Origin of the sequence: Leekyejoonella antrihumi (assembly GCF_007845645.1) — a bacterium.
Lineage (GTDB): Bacteria > Actinomycetota > Actinomycetes > Actinomycetales > Dermatophilaceae > Leekyejoonella > Leekyejoonella antrihumi.
This window is the reverse complement of the sequence record NZ_VCQV01000018.1, coordinates 86,195-102,070: the sequence shown is the minus strand read 5'-3', so window position 1 is coordinate 102,070 and position 15,876 is coordinate 86,195. Positions and strand designations below refer to the sequence as shown.

The following is a 15,876-nucleotide window of genomic DNA, read 5'->3' as shown; positions in this document are numbered from 1 at the left end:
GTTGGCCACCGCAGGATTACGCGCGAGCAACTTCAGATTAAGCCGACCCGGCCACCAACCGGAACTACGCTCTCCCTCGGTCGGGTGCAGACCGCGCCCATGCACGACCGGACACTGCCCCCCGGGGCTGTCCGTGTTGAGCTCGGCCTCACGGGTCTCGTGGTTGTCAACCATGAAATTCCTTCCGGAACAAGGGGACTTTCGGATGCGGACGCCGCCCGCTCAGATGGCATCAGCAGGCTATGGCCGGACCGCTTCGGGTGCCGTCTCAATGTGAGAAACCGTCGTCGTCCCCAACCTCAACGCGAGCGGATGCCGAATCCCTTGATCTTGCGGTAGATGGTCGCGCGCGACATGCCGAGCGCTTCCGCGGCGAGGTCCTTGTTGCCGTCGTGAGTGTCCAGGGCGTCGACGATGGCGTCGCGTTCCAAGGCCTCCATGGTGGTGAGGCGACGGCGGTTGACCGAGCGGCACTCCGGGGGCAGGTCATCGACCCCGATGATGCCGGTTCGCCGCTGGCGGGCGGCTTCGGTGAGCACTTTCCGCAGCTGCTTGACATTGCCGTGCCAAGGCAGACGCATGAACTGGTTCATCGCATCGTCCGACAGCGCGAGCCGACTGTCGCGAGATATCTGCCCGAGCAGGTGTGCGACCAGGCGGGGTAGGTCGTCCATGTGGTGTCGCAGCGCAGGGACCGCGATGGTATGGGGGAAGTGAGGAAGGAGCTCGGCGTCGATGGTGGCGCTATGGGCTGCTGACGGCATGGTCATCGTGACCCACGGCTGTGTGGCGATGCCGGTATTGCCCTGACACTCGAGCAGCATCCCCGCGAGCGAGCTGACCGCCGACTCGGGCAACAGATGGACCCTGCGCAGAATCAGTGTGCCGGTGTTCGGTTGCGCGTCGAGCTCTTCGGCCACCTCATCGAGCCACACATCGATGTCGTATGCGTCGGCGGCGTCCAGCACCCGCAGGTGGCCCGTGGGGTGCGCGGCACGGTGCGCACCGGTCAGGAGGGTCAACTTACCGACGCCGGGCTCGCCTTCTAGGACGAGCCATTCGGACCGTCGCTGGCTGTCGAGGACCTTCTGGCAGACGCGTTCCCAAGTGGGACTGGCGCCGACGACGCCGGGTAGTCGCACCGCCGGTACATGCCGTGGCTCGTGAGTGCGCGTCGCAACCTGCGGTTTGATCTGCACGATGCCGCCGGCGAACGCGTTCTGCTCGGTGAAGGTGGGTCGGTACCCAAGCCGGACCACCTGCCCACTGGGCAAGTCCGCGATCACGGTCGCGGTCCGCCTGGCCTCCGAGACGTCGGCGACACATGCGAGCAGCGTGGTCTGGTCGGCGGCGTCGAACGTCTGCTGCAGGTGCGCGTTCATCATGGTCAGCTCGCCATTCAGCGCGAGCACGGAGCCGCCGGCGTGTTGGCAGGTCCAGAGGTACTCGCGCACGAGAGTGACCTCGCTCAGACTGGTGCGCTCAACCATCCGATCCTGGATGCGCCGGGCGGTTGCTCGCGCGTACCCGAGGAGCATCGGGTTCGTGTCTCGCGCCCACGACGTGAGGTCCAGCAGGCCCACCAGCGCCGAGGTGAGGGGATGCACGATTGGCACCCCAGCGCATCCGAACTGGCACAAATCCCCCACGAAATGCTCCCCGCCGGTCACCAGCGTGGGGGATCGGGTCTCGATCGCAGTGCCGATCCCGTTGGTGCCGACAGAGGACTCGGCGTAGGTGAACCCGAGCGAGAGTTGTGCACGGTCAAGATGTTGAGTCAGCCCCCGGTCACCGCATACCCGATCGAGCACGACGCCGTGCGGGTCGGTCAGCAACAGAGCCACGGGTTCGTTGGCAATCTCTTGAGCGACGTCCCGCAGGACAGACATTGCGCTGTCGCGCAACAGGGTCTGAGGATCTGCACGTTCGACGTACGTTGCCTGCACGTGCTCCGCGCCGATGGAGTGCTGACGCGATCTCAACCAGGACGCGCGGATCTCATCGCGGACGGCTCCGTCTAGGGCCGACCCGCCTTCGAGAAACAGTTCGCGGGCTTGCAACACCGCTCTGCCCGATGCTGAACGAGAAGTCATACGCGTCTCTCATCGCGGCGAAACCTGGCTAACTCAAGTGTACACTGCTGCCCGCTCCAGAATGTGACGAGTCGCACATTGTGACGTCCAGCGATGTGGTCACGGGCTGCCCTCTCGTCAGCCCGTGACCACATCGCTTGTACCGGGTGGTTCAGGACGCGATGACGGGTCGGCCCAGCGGGATGGCGCCTCCGCCGGTGATCACCTCGGCGACGCTGAAGTAGATGTAGGCACCGACCGCGGCGAAGATGAACACGAGGACACCGCCGATGTGCAGCCACCCGGTTGAACCGTCCAGGGTGCCGATGAGCACGGCGGCCAAGGCGAGGTCGATCAGTGCGAACAGCACGGTGAAGGCCAGTGGCAGGCGCAGCGTTCCCAGCGTGAGCATGACGATGATCACCAGCCAGGTGATCAGGAACAGCCCCTGCGTGCGCACGGCGGCGGCAGGGGTGATCGCAAACCAGCCGTGTAGCAGGCCGAGGACCAGCACGGCGTAGCTGAGCCAGAACCCGGAGAAGATTCCGAAGATGCCTGCGACGGCGCTCTGCCCAAGTGTCGCCGCCCAGATTGCGCTGATCGTCAGGCCGACGCCGGTAGCGGCCAGGATGATCGACAGAGATGCGCCGACGGCCGAGGCAGGTACGTAGCCGATGAGGACCAGCCCGAGCGCCACCGAGCCTGCGATAAACGTCGGGACCCCGATTGCGCTGGGGTTGCCAGAGAGGAAAACGTTCGATGCGGGTTCTATCGCGGGACCGGTGTCGGTGTTCTGGGTTTCATCGGTAGTGGTCATGGCTGCTCCTCATCAATGGGGTGACCGGCGAAAGGTTTTCAACCGGCGGTGTGGTGAGATCGGGAATGGCTAATGACTTGCTTCAGTAAGCGATAGACGAGGCAGGCCCGTGCTCTGCTCGAACCGCGGTACAAGGCCGACCGTGAACAGTGCCTCCCAGCCCTCGAAGATCTCGTTGACGCCGGCTGTGGCGAGATCGCTGCACGTGGTGCGGGACCCGGAAGCGGTCGCGAGCAGCCCGGCATAGAACAGTGAGCGTGCTTGGTCCCGTGAGGACTCATGGTGAGTCGCAAACTGGTCCAATGAGGCCTCCACGATTCGGCTGACCAGCCGGATCAGGGCCGGGACGCCGCCCGCGGCCACGTCATGCGCGCCGGTCATCAGCGCGGAGCGCGCGGCCCGGACCGCCGGGGTGATCGGTGGTTCCTGTGTCAGGTGATACCGGGGGCTGCGCACCACGGCAGCGATGACTTCGCTGGCGACCCGGCTGCCGTGTTCGATTGTGTGCGGGGGCTCGAGGCTGCCTCCGACGACAAGAGCCGCGATGCCGTCGAATGCGAGGGCCTCGAATGCCGGCATCGCCTCGATGGTGAGTGATGCCAGGCCGTCGAGTCTCGGGACCTCCCAGTTGCGCAGGCTCCGCGACTCGAATGACAGGTAGGGCATGCGGTTCCTGTTCTTCGAACGTCAGGTCGTGTCGGCTCTGCCTCGTTCGCGCAGACGTGCGCAGAAGGAGTCAGGCGGGTGGCGGCCGCCAATCGCCTCATGCCGCAATATGTGATCGTCACAAGTAGTACTCCGGCACACTCCACCTGCCGTCTCAATCTGAGATCGCACCTGGGGGGTACACTCCCAAACTGCGTCTGTGGAAAGCGAGCGCGGGATGCCGGTGCCTGCGCGGTTCGAGCAGCGCCCCAAAAGGTTGGGCGTCCGGGATCGACTGGTAGTTCACGGTTGCGCGGGATGAGTTTGTGGCTTCCGGCGAGCCCCTGCCGCCTTTCGTTCGTGGCCTTATTCGCGCATCGTTGGCGCCTGCGCGACGGATCGGGCTCCGTTCGGCCTTGCCGAACTCACGTACGTGTTCTGCCATCCTGAGCCGAGCCGGTGTGTCGGGTAGTCGGCCCGGTACTCGACCGGCTGGCGTAGCACCTGACCAACGAACTGGTGATCTGGGCGATCGCGGACTTCCATGGCCGGGTGCAGCGACGGATCGGTGGTGACGCCACGTTGGTGACGTCGATGGATGCCGTATTTCTGCCGCCGGGTTACAGCTGTCGCGAAGACGAGGTCGGGACCAATGGCATCGGAACTGCACTGGAGTCGGATCCCGCGGCCCGTTGTAACGCGCCGTGAGCGCGTCGCCCTGCCGGCTCGCGGTCTGCCAGCACAACCGTCGCCGACCTGCCGAATGGGCTTGTCGCTCGGCTGGACTACCAGCCGAGGTACAGCAAGCACACGGCTCGCCGGCGGGGTCGTCCAAGTCCAGATTCAGCGCGGTCCTGGGCAAGCCGGTCCCTGGGTCGGATCCATGCCGGACACGCGTGTGGCCCTGACTGGTGCTGCCCCGTGTCGTCGGGCTGAGTCCGACCTGGCAGCAGGGGGAGGACGACATCGACGACCCTGTGAGCGCGGTGAGCCGGTGGGCGCTGGAAGGAGCGGAAGTGGGCAGAAAACCTGGCCTCCCATCGCCAGGGTGGGGCCTCATCGGGGGCATCCCGCGGTCGCAGCCTCGCAAGTTCGTGACGAGTCTCACATTGAGACGTCCGCCAGTGCCGATGGGGGGTTGTATCAATGGCACGGGGCAGCCCTGACCACAGGTCCGGGTCGCTGCTCGACAGCATTCCAAGGAGGCACCTACCAATGAGCAGACAGAGCCTGACCAAGGCCCATGCGAAGATCTCCGAACTCACCTGGGAACCCACGTTCGCGACTCCCGCCACCCGGTTCGGCACCGACTACACCTTCGAGAAGGCACCAAAGAAGGACCCGCTGAAGCAGATCATGCGGTCCTACTTCCCGATGGAGGAAGAGAAGGACAACCGCGTCTTCGGAGCCATGGACGGCGCGATCCGCGGCAACATGTTCCGCCAGGTCCAGCAGCGTTGGCTGGAGTGGCAGAAGTTGTTCCTGTCGATCATTCCGTTCCCGGAGATCTCGGCAGCCCGGGCCATGCCCATGGCCATCGATGCGGTACCCAACCCGGAGATCCACAACGGGCTCGCGGTCCAGATGATCGACGAGGTTCGTCACTCGACGATTCAGATGAATCTCAAGAAGTTGTACATGAACAACTACATCGACCCCGCTGGCTTCGACATGACGGAGAAGGCGTTCGCGAACAACTACGCGGGCACCATCGGTCGCCAGTTCGGTGAAGGCTTCATCACCGGCGACGCGATCACCGCGTCGAACATCTACCTGACGGTGGTCGCGGAGACGGCGTTCACCAACACGCTCTTCGTCGCCATGCCCGATGAGGCAGCGGCGAACGGCGACTATCTCCTACCCACGGTCTTCCACTCTGTGCAGTCTGACGAGTCGCGGCACATCAGCAACGGGTACTCGATTCTGCTGATGGCTCTCGCCGACGAGCGCAACCGTCCGCTCCTTGAGCGTGACCTTCGCTATGCGTGGTGGAACAACCACTGCGTCGTCGACGCTGCAATCGGCACCTTCATCGAGTACGGCACCAAGGACCGTCGCAAGGACCGCGAGTCGTATGCGGAGATGTGGCGTCGCTGGATCTACGACGACTACTACCGCAGCTATCTCCTCCCCCTGGAGAAGTACGGCCTGGTGATCCCGCACGACCTGGTCGAAGAGGCCTGGAACCGCATCACCAACAAGTTCTACGTCCACGAGACGGCACGCTTCTTCGCGACGGGCTGGCTCGCCAACTACTGGCGGATCGACCCGATGACCGACACGGACTTCGAGTGGTTCGAGGACAAGTATCCGGGCTGGTACAGCCGATTCGGCAAGTGGTGGGAGGCCTACAACCGGCTGCGCTACCCCGGTAAGAACAAGCCGATCGCGTTCGAGGATGTCGGCTACGAGTACCCGCACCGCTGCTGGACCTGCATGGTGCCGTGCATGATCAGAGAAGACATGGTCATGGAGAAGGTGGATGGCCAGTGGCGGACCTACTGCTCCGAGACGTGCGCCTGGACCGACATCAAGGCGTTCCGACCGGAGTACGAGGGTAGGGACACCCCCAACATGGGTCGGCTGACCGGCCACCGCGAGTGGGAGACCCTGCACCACAACAAGGACTATTCCGAGATCATCCAGGACCTCGGCTACGTCCGCGATGATGGCAAGACGCTCATCCCGCAACCGCACTTGGAGCTCGACGACCCCAAGAAGTTGTGGACCGTCGATGACATGAAGGGCAACGTCTTCATGTCGCCCAACATTCTGCTCAACGAGATGACCGACGACGAGCGTGCGGCCTGGGCGACGGCTTACCGCGCGAACGACAACATCTGCCGCGTCTAACAGCGATCTGCCGGTGCCGGGGCGTCGTTCGCCCCGGCACCGGCACCGCCCTCACCCAGCACCACCACCGAGATTCGAGCGACCAGGAGGACGCCATGTCCGACAGCCACAGCATCACCTTCGAGCCGGTCAACATCGACATGGAGGTCGGTGAGGACGAAAAAATCCTCGATGCCGCATTCCGCCAGGGCATCCATCTGATGCATGGCTGTCGAGAGGGCCAGTGCTCCGCCTGCAAGTCCTACATCCTCGAGGGCGACATCCAGATGGAGCGTTACTCGACATTCGCCTGCAACGACTCAGAGGTTGAGGAGGGTTACGTCCTGCTGTGCCGCGCACATGCCTTCAGCGACTGCACAATCGAGCTTCTCAACTTCGACGAGGACGAGTTACTCAACTCGGCGCCACTGCAGGAGATCGAGACCGAGGTCATCGAGCTCGTCGAGCACACGCACGACATCGTCGGACTCAAACTGCGTTTTGTTGAGCCCAGTTCGTATGACTTCAAGGCGGGGCAGTACGCCGACTTGATCATCCCCGGCACCGAGGACCACCGCTCGTTCTCCATGGCAACGACCCCGACCACCTCGGGTCATGTCGAGTTCCTGATCAAGAAGTACCCGGGCGGCAAGTTCTCGGAGCTTCTCGAAGACGGGATCGACGTCGGCGACCGGATCCACCTGCACGGCCCGTACGGCAACTTCACCCTCAAGAACGGTCACGTGCTGCCAATCGTCCTCATCGGTGGTGGTGCCGGCATGGCGCCTGTGCTCGCACTGCTGCGTCACATGAGCGAGACAGGCGACACCCGCAAAGTGCGCTTCTACTACGGCGCACGGACGGTGGGTGACCTCTTCTACCTTGACGAGATCCGCACCCTTGGGGAGAAGCTCCAAGACTTCGAGTTCGTTGCGTGCCTCTCGGAGTCGGCCGACGGGGCGGACGAGTTGGGCCTGACCAGCGAGTCGGGAATGGTTACCAAGGTCGTCGAGGCACGGGAGCCAGACCTGCACAAGGCCGAGGTCTACCTGTGCGGGCCACCGCCGATGGTCGACGCGGCGCTGGAGATGGCAGCACAGCAGGGCGTTCCCAACGACCAGGTCTTCTATGACAAGTTCGAAAGCCCGCTCGCAGCCGAGTAGTCCAAAAATCACGACGGAATGCGTTAGGCGCCAGCCCCGCGCACCACACCAGATGGAGTTGAGATCCATGGCAGACAGTCCAGTTGCTGCGCCCACGAAGCGCAGTTTCCCACGAGTTGAATTCACGGACTCGGAAGCCGGCGCACTCGAGTTCCCGAGCTCGAAAAGCCGCACTTACAACTACTTCAAGCCGGCAAAGCTTCGTGCGACCGTTTATGAGGACGTGACTGTCGACGTGCAGCCCGATCCGGACCGCTACCTCACACAGGGGTGGATCTACGGATTCGGAGATGGGCCAGGCGGTTACCCGCATGACTGGACGGCCGCGAAGTCGTCCAACTGGCACCAGTTCCTTGATCCGAACGAGGAATGGGAGCAGACGATCTTCCGCAACAATGCGGCGGTGGTCCGTCAGATCAACCTCTGCTTGGAGAACGCCAAGCGAGCAAATGCATACGACCACTGGAATGCTCCATGGAGTAAGTTCGTGGCGCAGAATCTCGGTGCGTGGATGCATGCCGAGAACGGGCTGGCGCTTCACGTGTTCACCTCGATTCAGCGGTCCTGCCCCTCGAACATGATCAACAATGCGGTCGCGGTCAATGCGGCGCACAAGATGCGCTTCGCGCAGGAGCTGGCGCTGTTCAACCTCGACCTGTCCGAGTCGCATTTGGAGTTCGACGGCTCGGCGCACAAAGAGGCGTGGCAGAACGGCTCCGAGTGGCAGCCGACCCGCAAGGTTGTGGAGGAGCTGACGGCGACCGGCGACTGGTGCGAGTTGTTGTTCGCGACGAACGTCGTATTCGAGCAGCTCGTCGGACAGCTCTTCCGCAGTGAGCTGATGATGCAGGTCTCCGCGCGAAACGGCGACTACATCACACCGACGATCGTCGGCGCCGGCGAGAATGACTACAACCGCGACTCGTCCTACACCAGAGTCCTCTTCCAGCTTCTCGTGCAGGACGAGAAGTTCGGAGCCTCGAACAAGGAGCTGTTCGGCACGTGGATGACCAAGTGGGTCCCGCGCTGCCTTGACGCGGCCAACGCTATGCAGCCCATCTGGTCCCAGCCGGCGGACAAGGTTCGCACCTACGCCGAGTCATTCCAGTCAGCCAAAGAGAAGTTCACCCAGATGCTCGAGGAGATCGGGCTGGACGCACCGAAGGAGTTGAACCAATGAGCATGCAGTTTGGGTCGGACGCGTCGTTCTCCGACAAGTGTGGGGTCACCTTGATGAATACACCGATCGGACGAGTCGTGGCTGAGGTCATGGGCGCCAAGGACGGTGTCGACCTCGTTGAGTACCCATCGATGATTCGGGTGGACGGAACCACCAAGCTCGACTTCGACTACGACGAGTTGACCGATGCCCTCGGTGAGGACTTCGACGGCTCGGTATTCGAGGAGATCAGCTCGACGCACTACGGTCGCATGGTGCACCTGGATGACCGCACGTTGCTCTTTGCCAGTCCGGAGGACGCTGCCGAATACATCGGCTTTGACCTCACAGTCTCTTCCTGAACCCCCAGCCTTCGGGGCAGTCGAAACGGCTGCCCCGAAGACTGTCCCCCTGCAACACGCCACAAGCACAACCGAAATGAGGACGCGATGTACGAGAAGGACGGCGAGAAGTACTTCGTAGTGGACGGTCACATCCACTACTGGGACGGTTCGGATGAGAACTGCAAGGGGGTCGAGGGCCATCAGTTCATCGAGTGCTTCTACGACTACCACCGCAACCTCTCTCCGGAGGAATACGTCTGGGACTACAAGAAGTACCAGAAGTACGCCGCCACGGACCTGATGCATGATGTCTTCGAGGTCGGATACGCAGACCATGCGGTGCTGAACAGTGTGCACCTGTGGGACTTCTACAAGGACGGATTCGACCGTCAGGAGGAAGCCTGGGAGCTTCGCGAGCAGCACCCTGACCAGCTCACCATGAACGGCACCTTCGACCCGCGGGAAGGCCAGGCCGGGCTCGATCAACTCGAGAAGGACGCGGAGCGGTTCAACCTGCAAGGTGTCAAGGTCTACACCGCCGCCTGGCACAACACGTCTCGCGGCTTCAAGATGAGCGACCCGGACACGTACAAGTACCTGGAGAAGTGCCGGCAGTTGGGGATCAAGAACATCCATGTGCACAAGGGCCCGACCATCCGCCCGCTTGACAGGGACGCGTTCGACGTCGCGGACATCGATCACTGCGCCACCGACTTCACCGATCTGAACTTCATCGTCGAGCACGTGGGCCTCCCGCGGCTGGAGGACTTCTGCTGGATCGCCACGCAGGAGCCGAATGTCTACGCGGGCATGTCCGTGGCCATGGCGTTCATCCACACCCGTCCTCGCTACTTCGGGCAGATCCTCGGTGAGCTGCTGTACTGGGTAGGCGAGGACCGGATCATCTTCTCGTCCGACTACGCGCTCTGGCAGCCCAACTGGCTGGTGGAGAAGTTCGTCGACTTCCAATTCCCCTCAGACATGAGCGAGTACCCGGCACTGACGACTGAGGTCAAGAAGAAGATCCTCGGCCTCAACATCGCCGCGCTCTATCCCAAGACGATCAAGGTCCCCGCGGAGCTGCAGCTGGGCGCTGCTGTGGGCTCGCAGCCATGACAGCGCTCGTCACCTCGCTAGAGAGCGAGATGTTGACGGCGCTGGACACCGTGCTCGATCCGGAGCTCGACCAACCGATCACCGAGTTGGGCTTCGTCCGGTCGATCCTCATTGATGACCTTGGGGTGACGGTCCACCTACGACTGCCCACGTCGTTCTGCTCACCCAACTTCGCCTACCTGATGGCGTCGGACGCAGTGGACGCACTCGGTCTAGTCAGCGGCGTCGGGCAGGTCCGAGTGATGCTTGACGATCACCACGACTCCGACAAGATCAACGCCGGGCTCGCCGCAGGCGTCGGATATCGGGGAACCTTCGGTGACGAGGCCGAGGACAGTCTCGATGAGCTGCGGTTGACCTTTCAGCGGAAGGCGCACCTAGCCGCGATGGAACGCAGCTGCATGCAGATGCTTCGGCGTGGCACGTGGTCTCTTGACGAGTTGTGCCTCATGGAACTGAGGGACCTGCCTCTTGGTGCGAACACCCGTGCTCTGTTGCGGCGTCGGGCGTCAATCGGTCTTGGCATCGAGCCGAGCTGCCGAGTAATGGTCGACAACGACGGTGTCGCGTTGCGGAAGGATGAGGCACCCATGCGGCTGCGCTTCGCCACCGCAACCCGCATCTCGATCGAGGGCAATTCGCACTTTTGCCGTGGCATGCTCGCCACGCGATACGACGATGCCGGCAGTGACAATGGACCGGTCATCACGAACCTGAGGAGCGCAGTATGAAGGCCGTTCAAGTGGTCGGCTACCACCAGAATCTCGAACTGAAGGAGATTGACGAGCCGACAGTCCAAGGGCCGCTGGATGTGATTGTCAAGGTGGGCGCGGCTGGTGTCTGCCGCACTGACCTGCACGTCCTTGAGGGTCAGTGGCAGGAGAAGAGCGGCGTCGAGTTGCCGTACACGATCGGGCACGAGAACGCCGGATGGGTGCATGCCGTCGGCGACGCCGTCACCAACGTGGAGGTTGGCGACAAGGTGATCCTGCATCCGCTGATGACCTGTGGCCTGTGCCGGGCCTGTCGCCTTGGAGATGATGTCCACTGCGAAAACAGCCAGTTCCCCGGCATTGACACCGATGGCGGGTATGCCGAGTACATCCGAACGAGTGCCCGCAGCTGTGTCAAGATCGACGATGCCCTTGAGCCGGCAGACGTCGCAGCACTTGCCGATGCAGGCCTGACGGCGCAGCACGCGTGCGCCAAGGCCGCTCGGCTTCTGCGGCCGGGTGATGTCTGTGTCATCATCGGCGCGGGCGGTCTCGGCCACATCGGCATTCAGAGCATGAAGGCCATGTCTGCAGCCACACTTGTGGTCGTCGATCGCAATCCGGAGGCGCTCGCACTGGCGCGGGAGATCGGCGCTGATCAGACGGTGTTGGCGGATGGTGGACAGGTCGACGCGGTCCGTGAGCTTACGGGTGGCAAGGGCGCGGAGGCACTGCTGGACTTCGTCGGTGAGGGTGGCGCGACGGGCGAAGGCGTCGCGATGCTGCGCGACGCCGGCAACTACTACGTCATCGGCTACGGAGAGAACATCAACGTGCCGACGATCGACATCATCTCCACTGAGATCAACTTCATCGGCAACCTCGTCGGCACCTACGCCGATCTCCAGGACCTCATGGTTCTTGCCGCACAGGGAAAGGTGAAGCTGCACACCCAGCAGTACAAACTCACCGAGTTTCAGCGGGCGCTCGATGACCTTGACCAGGGAAAGGTGCGTGGCCGAGCAATTCTCGTGCCCTGATCCACCTCACCCGTTCCTCGAATTAGCATCAATAGCAAGGAGTATGACGCGATGGCAAAGCAACTCCGCTTCAACGAAGATGCTCGTCGACAGCTCGAGCTGGGTGTCAATATCCTGGCTGACGCTGTCAAAGTCACGCTTGGCCCCAAGGGGCGCAATGCGGTGCTCGAGAAGCTCACCGGGCCTCCGACGATCACCAACGACGGTGTCACGATTGCACGCGAGATCCAGGTGAGTGAGCCATTTGCGAACATGGGCGCGCAACTGGTCAAGGAAGTCGCAATGAAGACCAATGGCATGGTCGGAGACGGGACGACCACCGCGACCGTGCTCGCGCAGGCGATGGTGCGCGAAGGGCTTAAATCCGTTGAACACGGCGCGAACCCGATGCGAGTGCGCCGTGGAATCGAGGATGCCGTCACCTGCGTCGTCGACATATTACGAGAGCGTTCGACACCGGTGTCCGGACAGGAGGACCTCGAGCGGGTTGCGACCCTCGCAGCGAACGACGACGAGCGGATAGGGCGCGTGATCGCCGAGGCCCTGACCACCGTCGGTCACGACGGTGTCGTCGAGATCGAGGAGACCGATACTCCAGGGCTCCAGCTGGAGATAGTCGACGGTATCGAGGTCGATCACGGATTCATCTCTCCCTACATGGTGACGGACCAGGACCGCATGGAGGCAAGCCTGACCAACCCGGTGGTGCTGCTGACGAACAAGAAGATCTCTCAGGTGCAGGAGTTGATGCCGACCATCGAGGCCGCGCGGAGGTTGGACCGACCTCTGATGATGTTTGCCGAGAATGTGGACGGCCCGGCGCTGCAAATGATCGTGAGCGGCAATGTGCACGGCACCTTCAGGTCGGTCGTCGTCAGGGCACCAGGTTTCGGCCATCGCAGGGTTGCTGAGCTCGAGGACCTCGCGGTGGCGCTTGGCGGCAGAGTGGTCAGCGAGGACTCGGGCGTCTCACTCTCCGAGGTTACCGAACGAGACCTCGGGGAGTGTGCGCACATTACGGTGTCCGAAGGTGCCACGACCATCATCGGTGGTTACGGCGAGGCGGCCGCGGTCACGACCCGAATCTCGCAGCTCGAGACGCAGCTCGAGCGGGCCAGGATCGAGCATGATCAGGACAACCTTCGGCTGCGAATTGCCCGGCTGGCCGGCCGGATCGCGGTCATACGGGTTGGCGGCGCGACGAGCGTCGAGCTCAAGGAGCGGATGCTGCGCACCGAGGACTCGCTTGCCGCTGCGAAGGCAGCGCTTGAAGAGGGTGTCGTGACGGGTGGCGGGACGGCATTGGCCCAGGCCGCCTCGGCCATCGACAAGGTCGAGCTGACGGGCGATGCAGCGGTCGGCAAGGAGGTCGTACGCCGTGCTCTCGGTGAGCCCCTGCGGTGGATCGCGATCAACGCCGGCTATGACGGTGACGAAGTCCTGCAACAGGTGCAGGCAGCGGACCTCGGTGTGGGGTTCAACGCCCTGACCGGCACGTGCGTCCGGCTTGCTGATGCCGGTGTGCTGGATGCGGTGAAGGTGACTCGCAGCGCACTGGAGAGTGCAGCCTCGATTGCGGCGCTGCTCATTACTACCGAGACGGCGATTGTCGAGGAGGTGATTGGCAACGCCGGAGCGATTATGGCACCGGGCTTCGGTGACCTCGCCGAAGGAATGGTCCGACCGTCGAACATCTACTGACCCAAGGGGCGCAGGAGGTGCGCTCACCGGCTCACCTCCTGCGCCGCGCGACCGGACCATCGCCGATGTGAAGGAGGTTGGACCGATGAACGCTATTGCCGCGAACTTCAAGGTAAAGGTGGCAGATGTGGAGCAATGGCTGCAGATCGCAGAGGCCCTCACTCGGTCGTCCCGGTCCGAGCACGGCACCGTCTGGTTCGGGTGTTCACGGAGTCTGGATGATCAGCGGCATGACTGGTCGAAGCTGGCAGAGTTGGCCGTCGGCTGACCCGCCTTATGGACTCCGATTGCGTCGACGATGATGCGTGGATGCGATATGCCCTGAGGCGGATTCGGGTGCTCGTCGACAAGCCGCGTGAGCGGATGACCGAGGACGAGTTCACCATCTTCACGTTCGCGCAGAATGCCCTTGCCCTCGGCGACCCGGTGATCGCGGTACTCGGCCGAGGGCAAGGGGCGCGGTTGTGCCGTGTGTGTCTGGCCGAGTGGACCCATCGCACGACGCCCGATCACGTGCATGGTTGCCCCCTCGGCCGCGACTCCGGTGAGCAATCCCAGATATGAACGACGCTCGACGAACGGAGAACACGTGACAACGCAACAGCCCGAATTCGGTTCGCTCGGACAACGAGGCTGGCAAGCTGCCAGTATTGATGGGCTGGCCTCGCTCACGCTTGAGACCATCCCGGCGTTCGAGATCATCACGCTCGACGGCATCGCTGCGTTCGTGCTGGGGGGCTCGCTGGAGCAGCCATACACGATTCAGCACGGCAGTCGAATTGCCAGTATGGTCCTGTCCGCAGCGGCAGACAGCACGAGATATCAGCCGGAACAGGCACCGCCGACCACACCGGCGATGGAGGAAGCACGCTCCTCGATACAGATGGGTGCTCGCGGGTTCGCTGCTCGCCGAATGCCGGGCCTCACCCAGCTGGTGAACCGGATCGTGTCGGCAGCCGTGGGAGAGATGGAGATTCACAAGGAGTCTCCCGAGAGTCAAGTCAGTTCGCTGTTCTTCTACGCGATGCTGGCGGTCGCGTCTGGGCCGGGTAACGAGTGCAGCGAACTGACCGCGAGCGGCGTCCGCGAGATCTTCCACGGCTGGGATGCACTGGTGGGGGAGGGCTTCATTCCACCGTGGCGAGTCGTCGGGGTCGATGACTCCAAGGCGGCTGTCCCAGATTGAGACGACGACCTGGCTGTCTTCGCCGTCAGCCACAGCCGATCAACCAAGTCCTTCCACGGATCGAGATTTAACGCAACATCCATTCGCCCGTCCGCCTGCTCGGCGGTGTGCGGGGTGGGGCTATTCGAAGGTCGCCGCGTCGCCGGGCCGAATCGTGCCTGGGGTGAGCACCTCGGCGTATACGCCGGCACAGGGCGCGAGGCCGATGTCGGGCACGTCGACCCGGTTCTCGGTGAGGAGGCGGCGAACAGCATCCAGCGATCGTGGCAGGCTGCCGTGCTCGAGGGTCGGGATCGCGCAGCGCGGGATCGGGATCAGACCTCGCAGGCGCACCTCGCCGATTCGCAGCTGCCGTCCGGCCCAGTTGTTTTCGTCGAACGCCGCGCCGGTCGGCGATTGCACAACCACATTCGGGCGGTATCGCACCTCGTCGACGCCCAGATGCTCGAGCGTGCTGGTCGTGAACACGCTGACCGGCGCGTAGTCGACGAAGGTGCTGCCCGGCGTGGCCTCGCCGAGCTCCAGCAGCTCGTAGGGCAGCCGGGCCGACTGGCCGTGCTCGATCACGTCTTCCGGCGACGGCCGGGCTATGGTGGCGGCCTCCGGTCGCGTCGCGGTCAGATGGACCGGGCGGCCCAGCAGGTCGGAGAGAGCGCGATCCACGCCGCGGGCGCTGCCGGTCGCATCGTCGGTGGACAGCTCGAAGGCGCGGCCACCCGGCAGGGTGATGGTGCATCGGGAGCCCTGCCAGGCCGCCGTGCATTGCAGCAGCAGTCGCCACAGGCGCGGCTGCTTGGCGGATGCGACACGCCCGGTCGCCTGATCGACCAGGGCGAACACCCGGTCTCCGGCAATCCCACCAGCCGTGACAGCGGCCTCGGTGACGACCTCGCCGAGCATTGACTTGACGGGATACCGGCGCAGGACCATGACGGTCCCGATGCGATCTGCTGCGGAGTAGGCGTCGGCGCTCTGACTGGGGTTCACTGCCCGAGGATAGGCCAGGTGTCTGGGGTCGGCCGACATGTGTGCTCAGCTCCTGTCGATGATCGTGTAGCGGGTGCATTGGGGTGACCCAGTGACGCCCA

Annotated in this window: 16 protein-coding genes; 12 read left to right on the top strand and 4 right to left on the bottom strand. The window is 63.4% G+C overall.

What is annotated here, in order from left to right; all coding sequences use genetic code 11:
* Nucleotides 1-299: 299 nt before the first annotated feature.
* The 3 genes from FGL98_RS13635 to FGL98_RS13625 all read right to left on the bottom strand — a co-directional run bounded on the left by FGL98_RS13635 (nucleotide 300) and on the right by FGL98_RS13625 (nucleotide 3,555).
* Complete coding sequence (locus FGL98_RS13635; RefSeq protein WP_146317320.1) at nucleotides 300-2,093, bottom strand: sigma-54-dependent Fis family transcriptional regulator; 1,794 nt, start codon at nucleotides 2,091-2,093, stop codon at nucleotides 300-302.
* 151 nt (nucleotides 2,094-2,244) lie between these two features.
* The gene (locus tag FGL98_RS13630) at nucleotides 2,245-2,889 is read right to left on the bottom strand and encodes a GPR1/FUN34/YaaH family transporter (protein WP_146317319.1); all 645 of its coding nucleotides are present in this window, start codon (nucleotides 2,887-2,889) and stop codon (nucleotides 2,245-2,247) included.
* A 69-nt stretch (nucleotides 2,890-2,958) separates the two neighbouring features.
* Nucleotides 2,959-3,555, bottom strand: coding sequence for a hypothetical protein (locus FGL98_RS13625; RefSeq protein WP_146317318.1), 597 nt, complete (start codon nucleotides 3,553-3,555; stop codon nucleotides 2,959-2,961).
* Between the two features lie 498 nt (nucleotides 3,556-4,053).
* On the opposite strand from FGL98_RS13625, the gene FGL98_RS13620 reads away from it, so the two are divergent.
* The 12 genes from FGL98_RS13620 (at nucleotide 4,054) to FGL98_RS13565 (ending at nucleotide 14,788) form a co-directional block, all read left to right on the top strand.
* A complete protein-coding gene (locus FGL98_RS13620) occupies nucleotides 4,054-4,242 on the top strand; it encodes a hypothetical protein (protein WP_146317317.1) in 189 nt (62 codons plus the stop codon).
* Between the two features lie 507 nt (nucleotides 4,243-4,749).
* A complete protein-coding gene (locus tag FGL98_RS13615; protein WP_146317316.1) occupies nucleotides 4,750-6,387 on the top strand; it encodes a ferritin family protein in 1,638 nt (545 codons plus the stop codon).
* A gap of 95 nt (nucleotides 6,388-6,482) precedes the next feature.
* Nucleotides 6,483-7,529 (top strand): FAD-binding oxidoreductase, encoded by a 1,047-nt coding sequence (locus FGL98_RS13610; RefSeq protein WP_146317315.1) that lies wholly within the window; start codon nucleotides 6,483-6,485, stop codon nucleotides 7,527-7,529.
* Nucleotides 7,530-7,596: 67 nt separating this feature from the next.
* The gene (locus FGL98_RS13605; RefSeq protein WP_146317314.1) at nucleotides 7,597-8,709 is read left to right on the top strand and encodes an aromatic/alkene monooxygenase hydroxylase subunit beta; all 1,113 of its coding nucleotides are present in this window, start codon (nucleotides 7,597-7,599) and stop codon (nucleotides 8,707-8,709) included.
* Complete coding sequence (gene mimD / locus FGL98_RS13600) at nucleotides 8,706-9,050, top strand: propane 2-monooxygenase effector subunit MimD (protein ID WP_146317313.1); 345 nt, start codon at nucleotides 8,706-8,708, stop codon at nucleotides 9,048-9,050. Before FGL98_RS13605 ends, mimD begins: the two co-directional genes overlap by 4 nt.
* An 87-nt stretch (nucleotides 9,051-9,137) precedes the next feature.
* Nucleotides 9,138-10,148: an amidohydrolase family protein gene (locus FGL98_RS13595; RefSeq protein ID WP_146317312.1), complete on the top strand. Its 1,011-nt coding sequence runs from the start codon at nucleotides 9,138-9,140 to the stop codon at nucleotides 10,146-10,148.
* On the top strand, nucleotides 10,145-10,879 hold the full coding sequence (locus tag FGL98_RS13590; RefSeq protein WP_146317311.1) for an iron-sulfur cluster assembly protein: 735 nt from the start codon (nucleotides 10,145-10,147) through the stop codon (nucleotides 10,877-10,879). The genes FGL98_RS13595 and FGL98_RS13590 overlap by 4 nt, the downstream gene beginning before the upstream one ends.
* Nucleotides 10,876-11,901, top strand: coding sequence for an NAD(P)-dependent alcohol dehydrogenase (locus FGL98_RS13585; RefSeq protein WP_146317310.1), 1,026 nt, complete (start codon nucleotides 10,876-10,878; stop codon nucleotides 11,899-11,901). The genes FGL98_RS13590 and FGL98_RS13585 overlap by 4 nt, the downstream gene beginning before the upstream one ends.
* A gap of 51 nt (nucleotides 11,902-11,952) precedes the next feature.
* A complete protein-coding gene (gene groL, locus FGL98_RS13580; protein WP_146317309.1) occupies nucleotides 11,953-13,602 on the top strand; it encodes a chaperonin GroEL in 1,650 nt (549 codons plus the stop codon).
* Nucleotides 13,603-13,687: 85 nt separating this feature from the next.
* Nucleotides 13,688-13,870 carry a hypothetical protein gene (locus tag FGL98_RS13575; protein ID WP_146317308.1) on the top strand — a complete coding sequence of 61 codons (183 nt, stop codon included), beginning with the start codon at nucleotides 13,688-13,690 and terminating at the stop codon, nucleotides 13,868-13,870.
* A gap of 41 nt (nucleotides 13,871-13,911) precedes the next feature.
* Nucleotides 13,912-14,166 carry a hypothetical protein gene (locus FGL98_RS13570; protein WP_146317307.1) on the top strand — a complete coding sequence of 85 codons (255 nt, stop codon included), beginning with the start codon at nucleotides 13,912-13,914 and terminating at the stop codon, nucleotides 14,164-14,166.
* 25 nt (nucleotides 14,167-14,191) lie between these two features.
* Complete coding sequence (locus FGL98_RS13565) at nucleotides 14,192-14,788, top strand: hypothetical protein (RefSeq protein ID WP_146317306.1); 597 nt, start codon at nucleotides 14,192-14,194, stop codon at nucleotides 14,786-14,788.
* A gap of 120 nt (nucleotides 14,789-14,908) precedes the next feature.
* Here the strand turns inward: FGL98_RS13565 and FGL98_RS13560 are convergent, their stop codons facing one another.
* The gene (locus FGL98_RS13560) at nucleotides 14,909-15,775 is read right to left on the bottom strand and encodes an MOSC domain-containing protein (RefSeq protein WP_222432168.1); all 867 of its coding nucleotides are present in this window, start codon (nucleotides 15,773-15,775) and stop codon (nucleotides 14,909-14,911) included.
* Nucleotides 15,776-15,876: the final 101 nt, after the last annotated feature.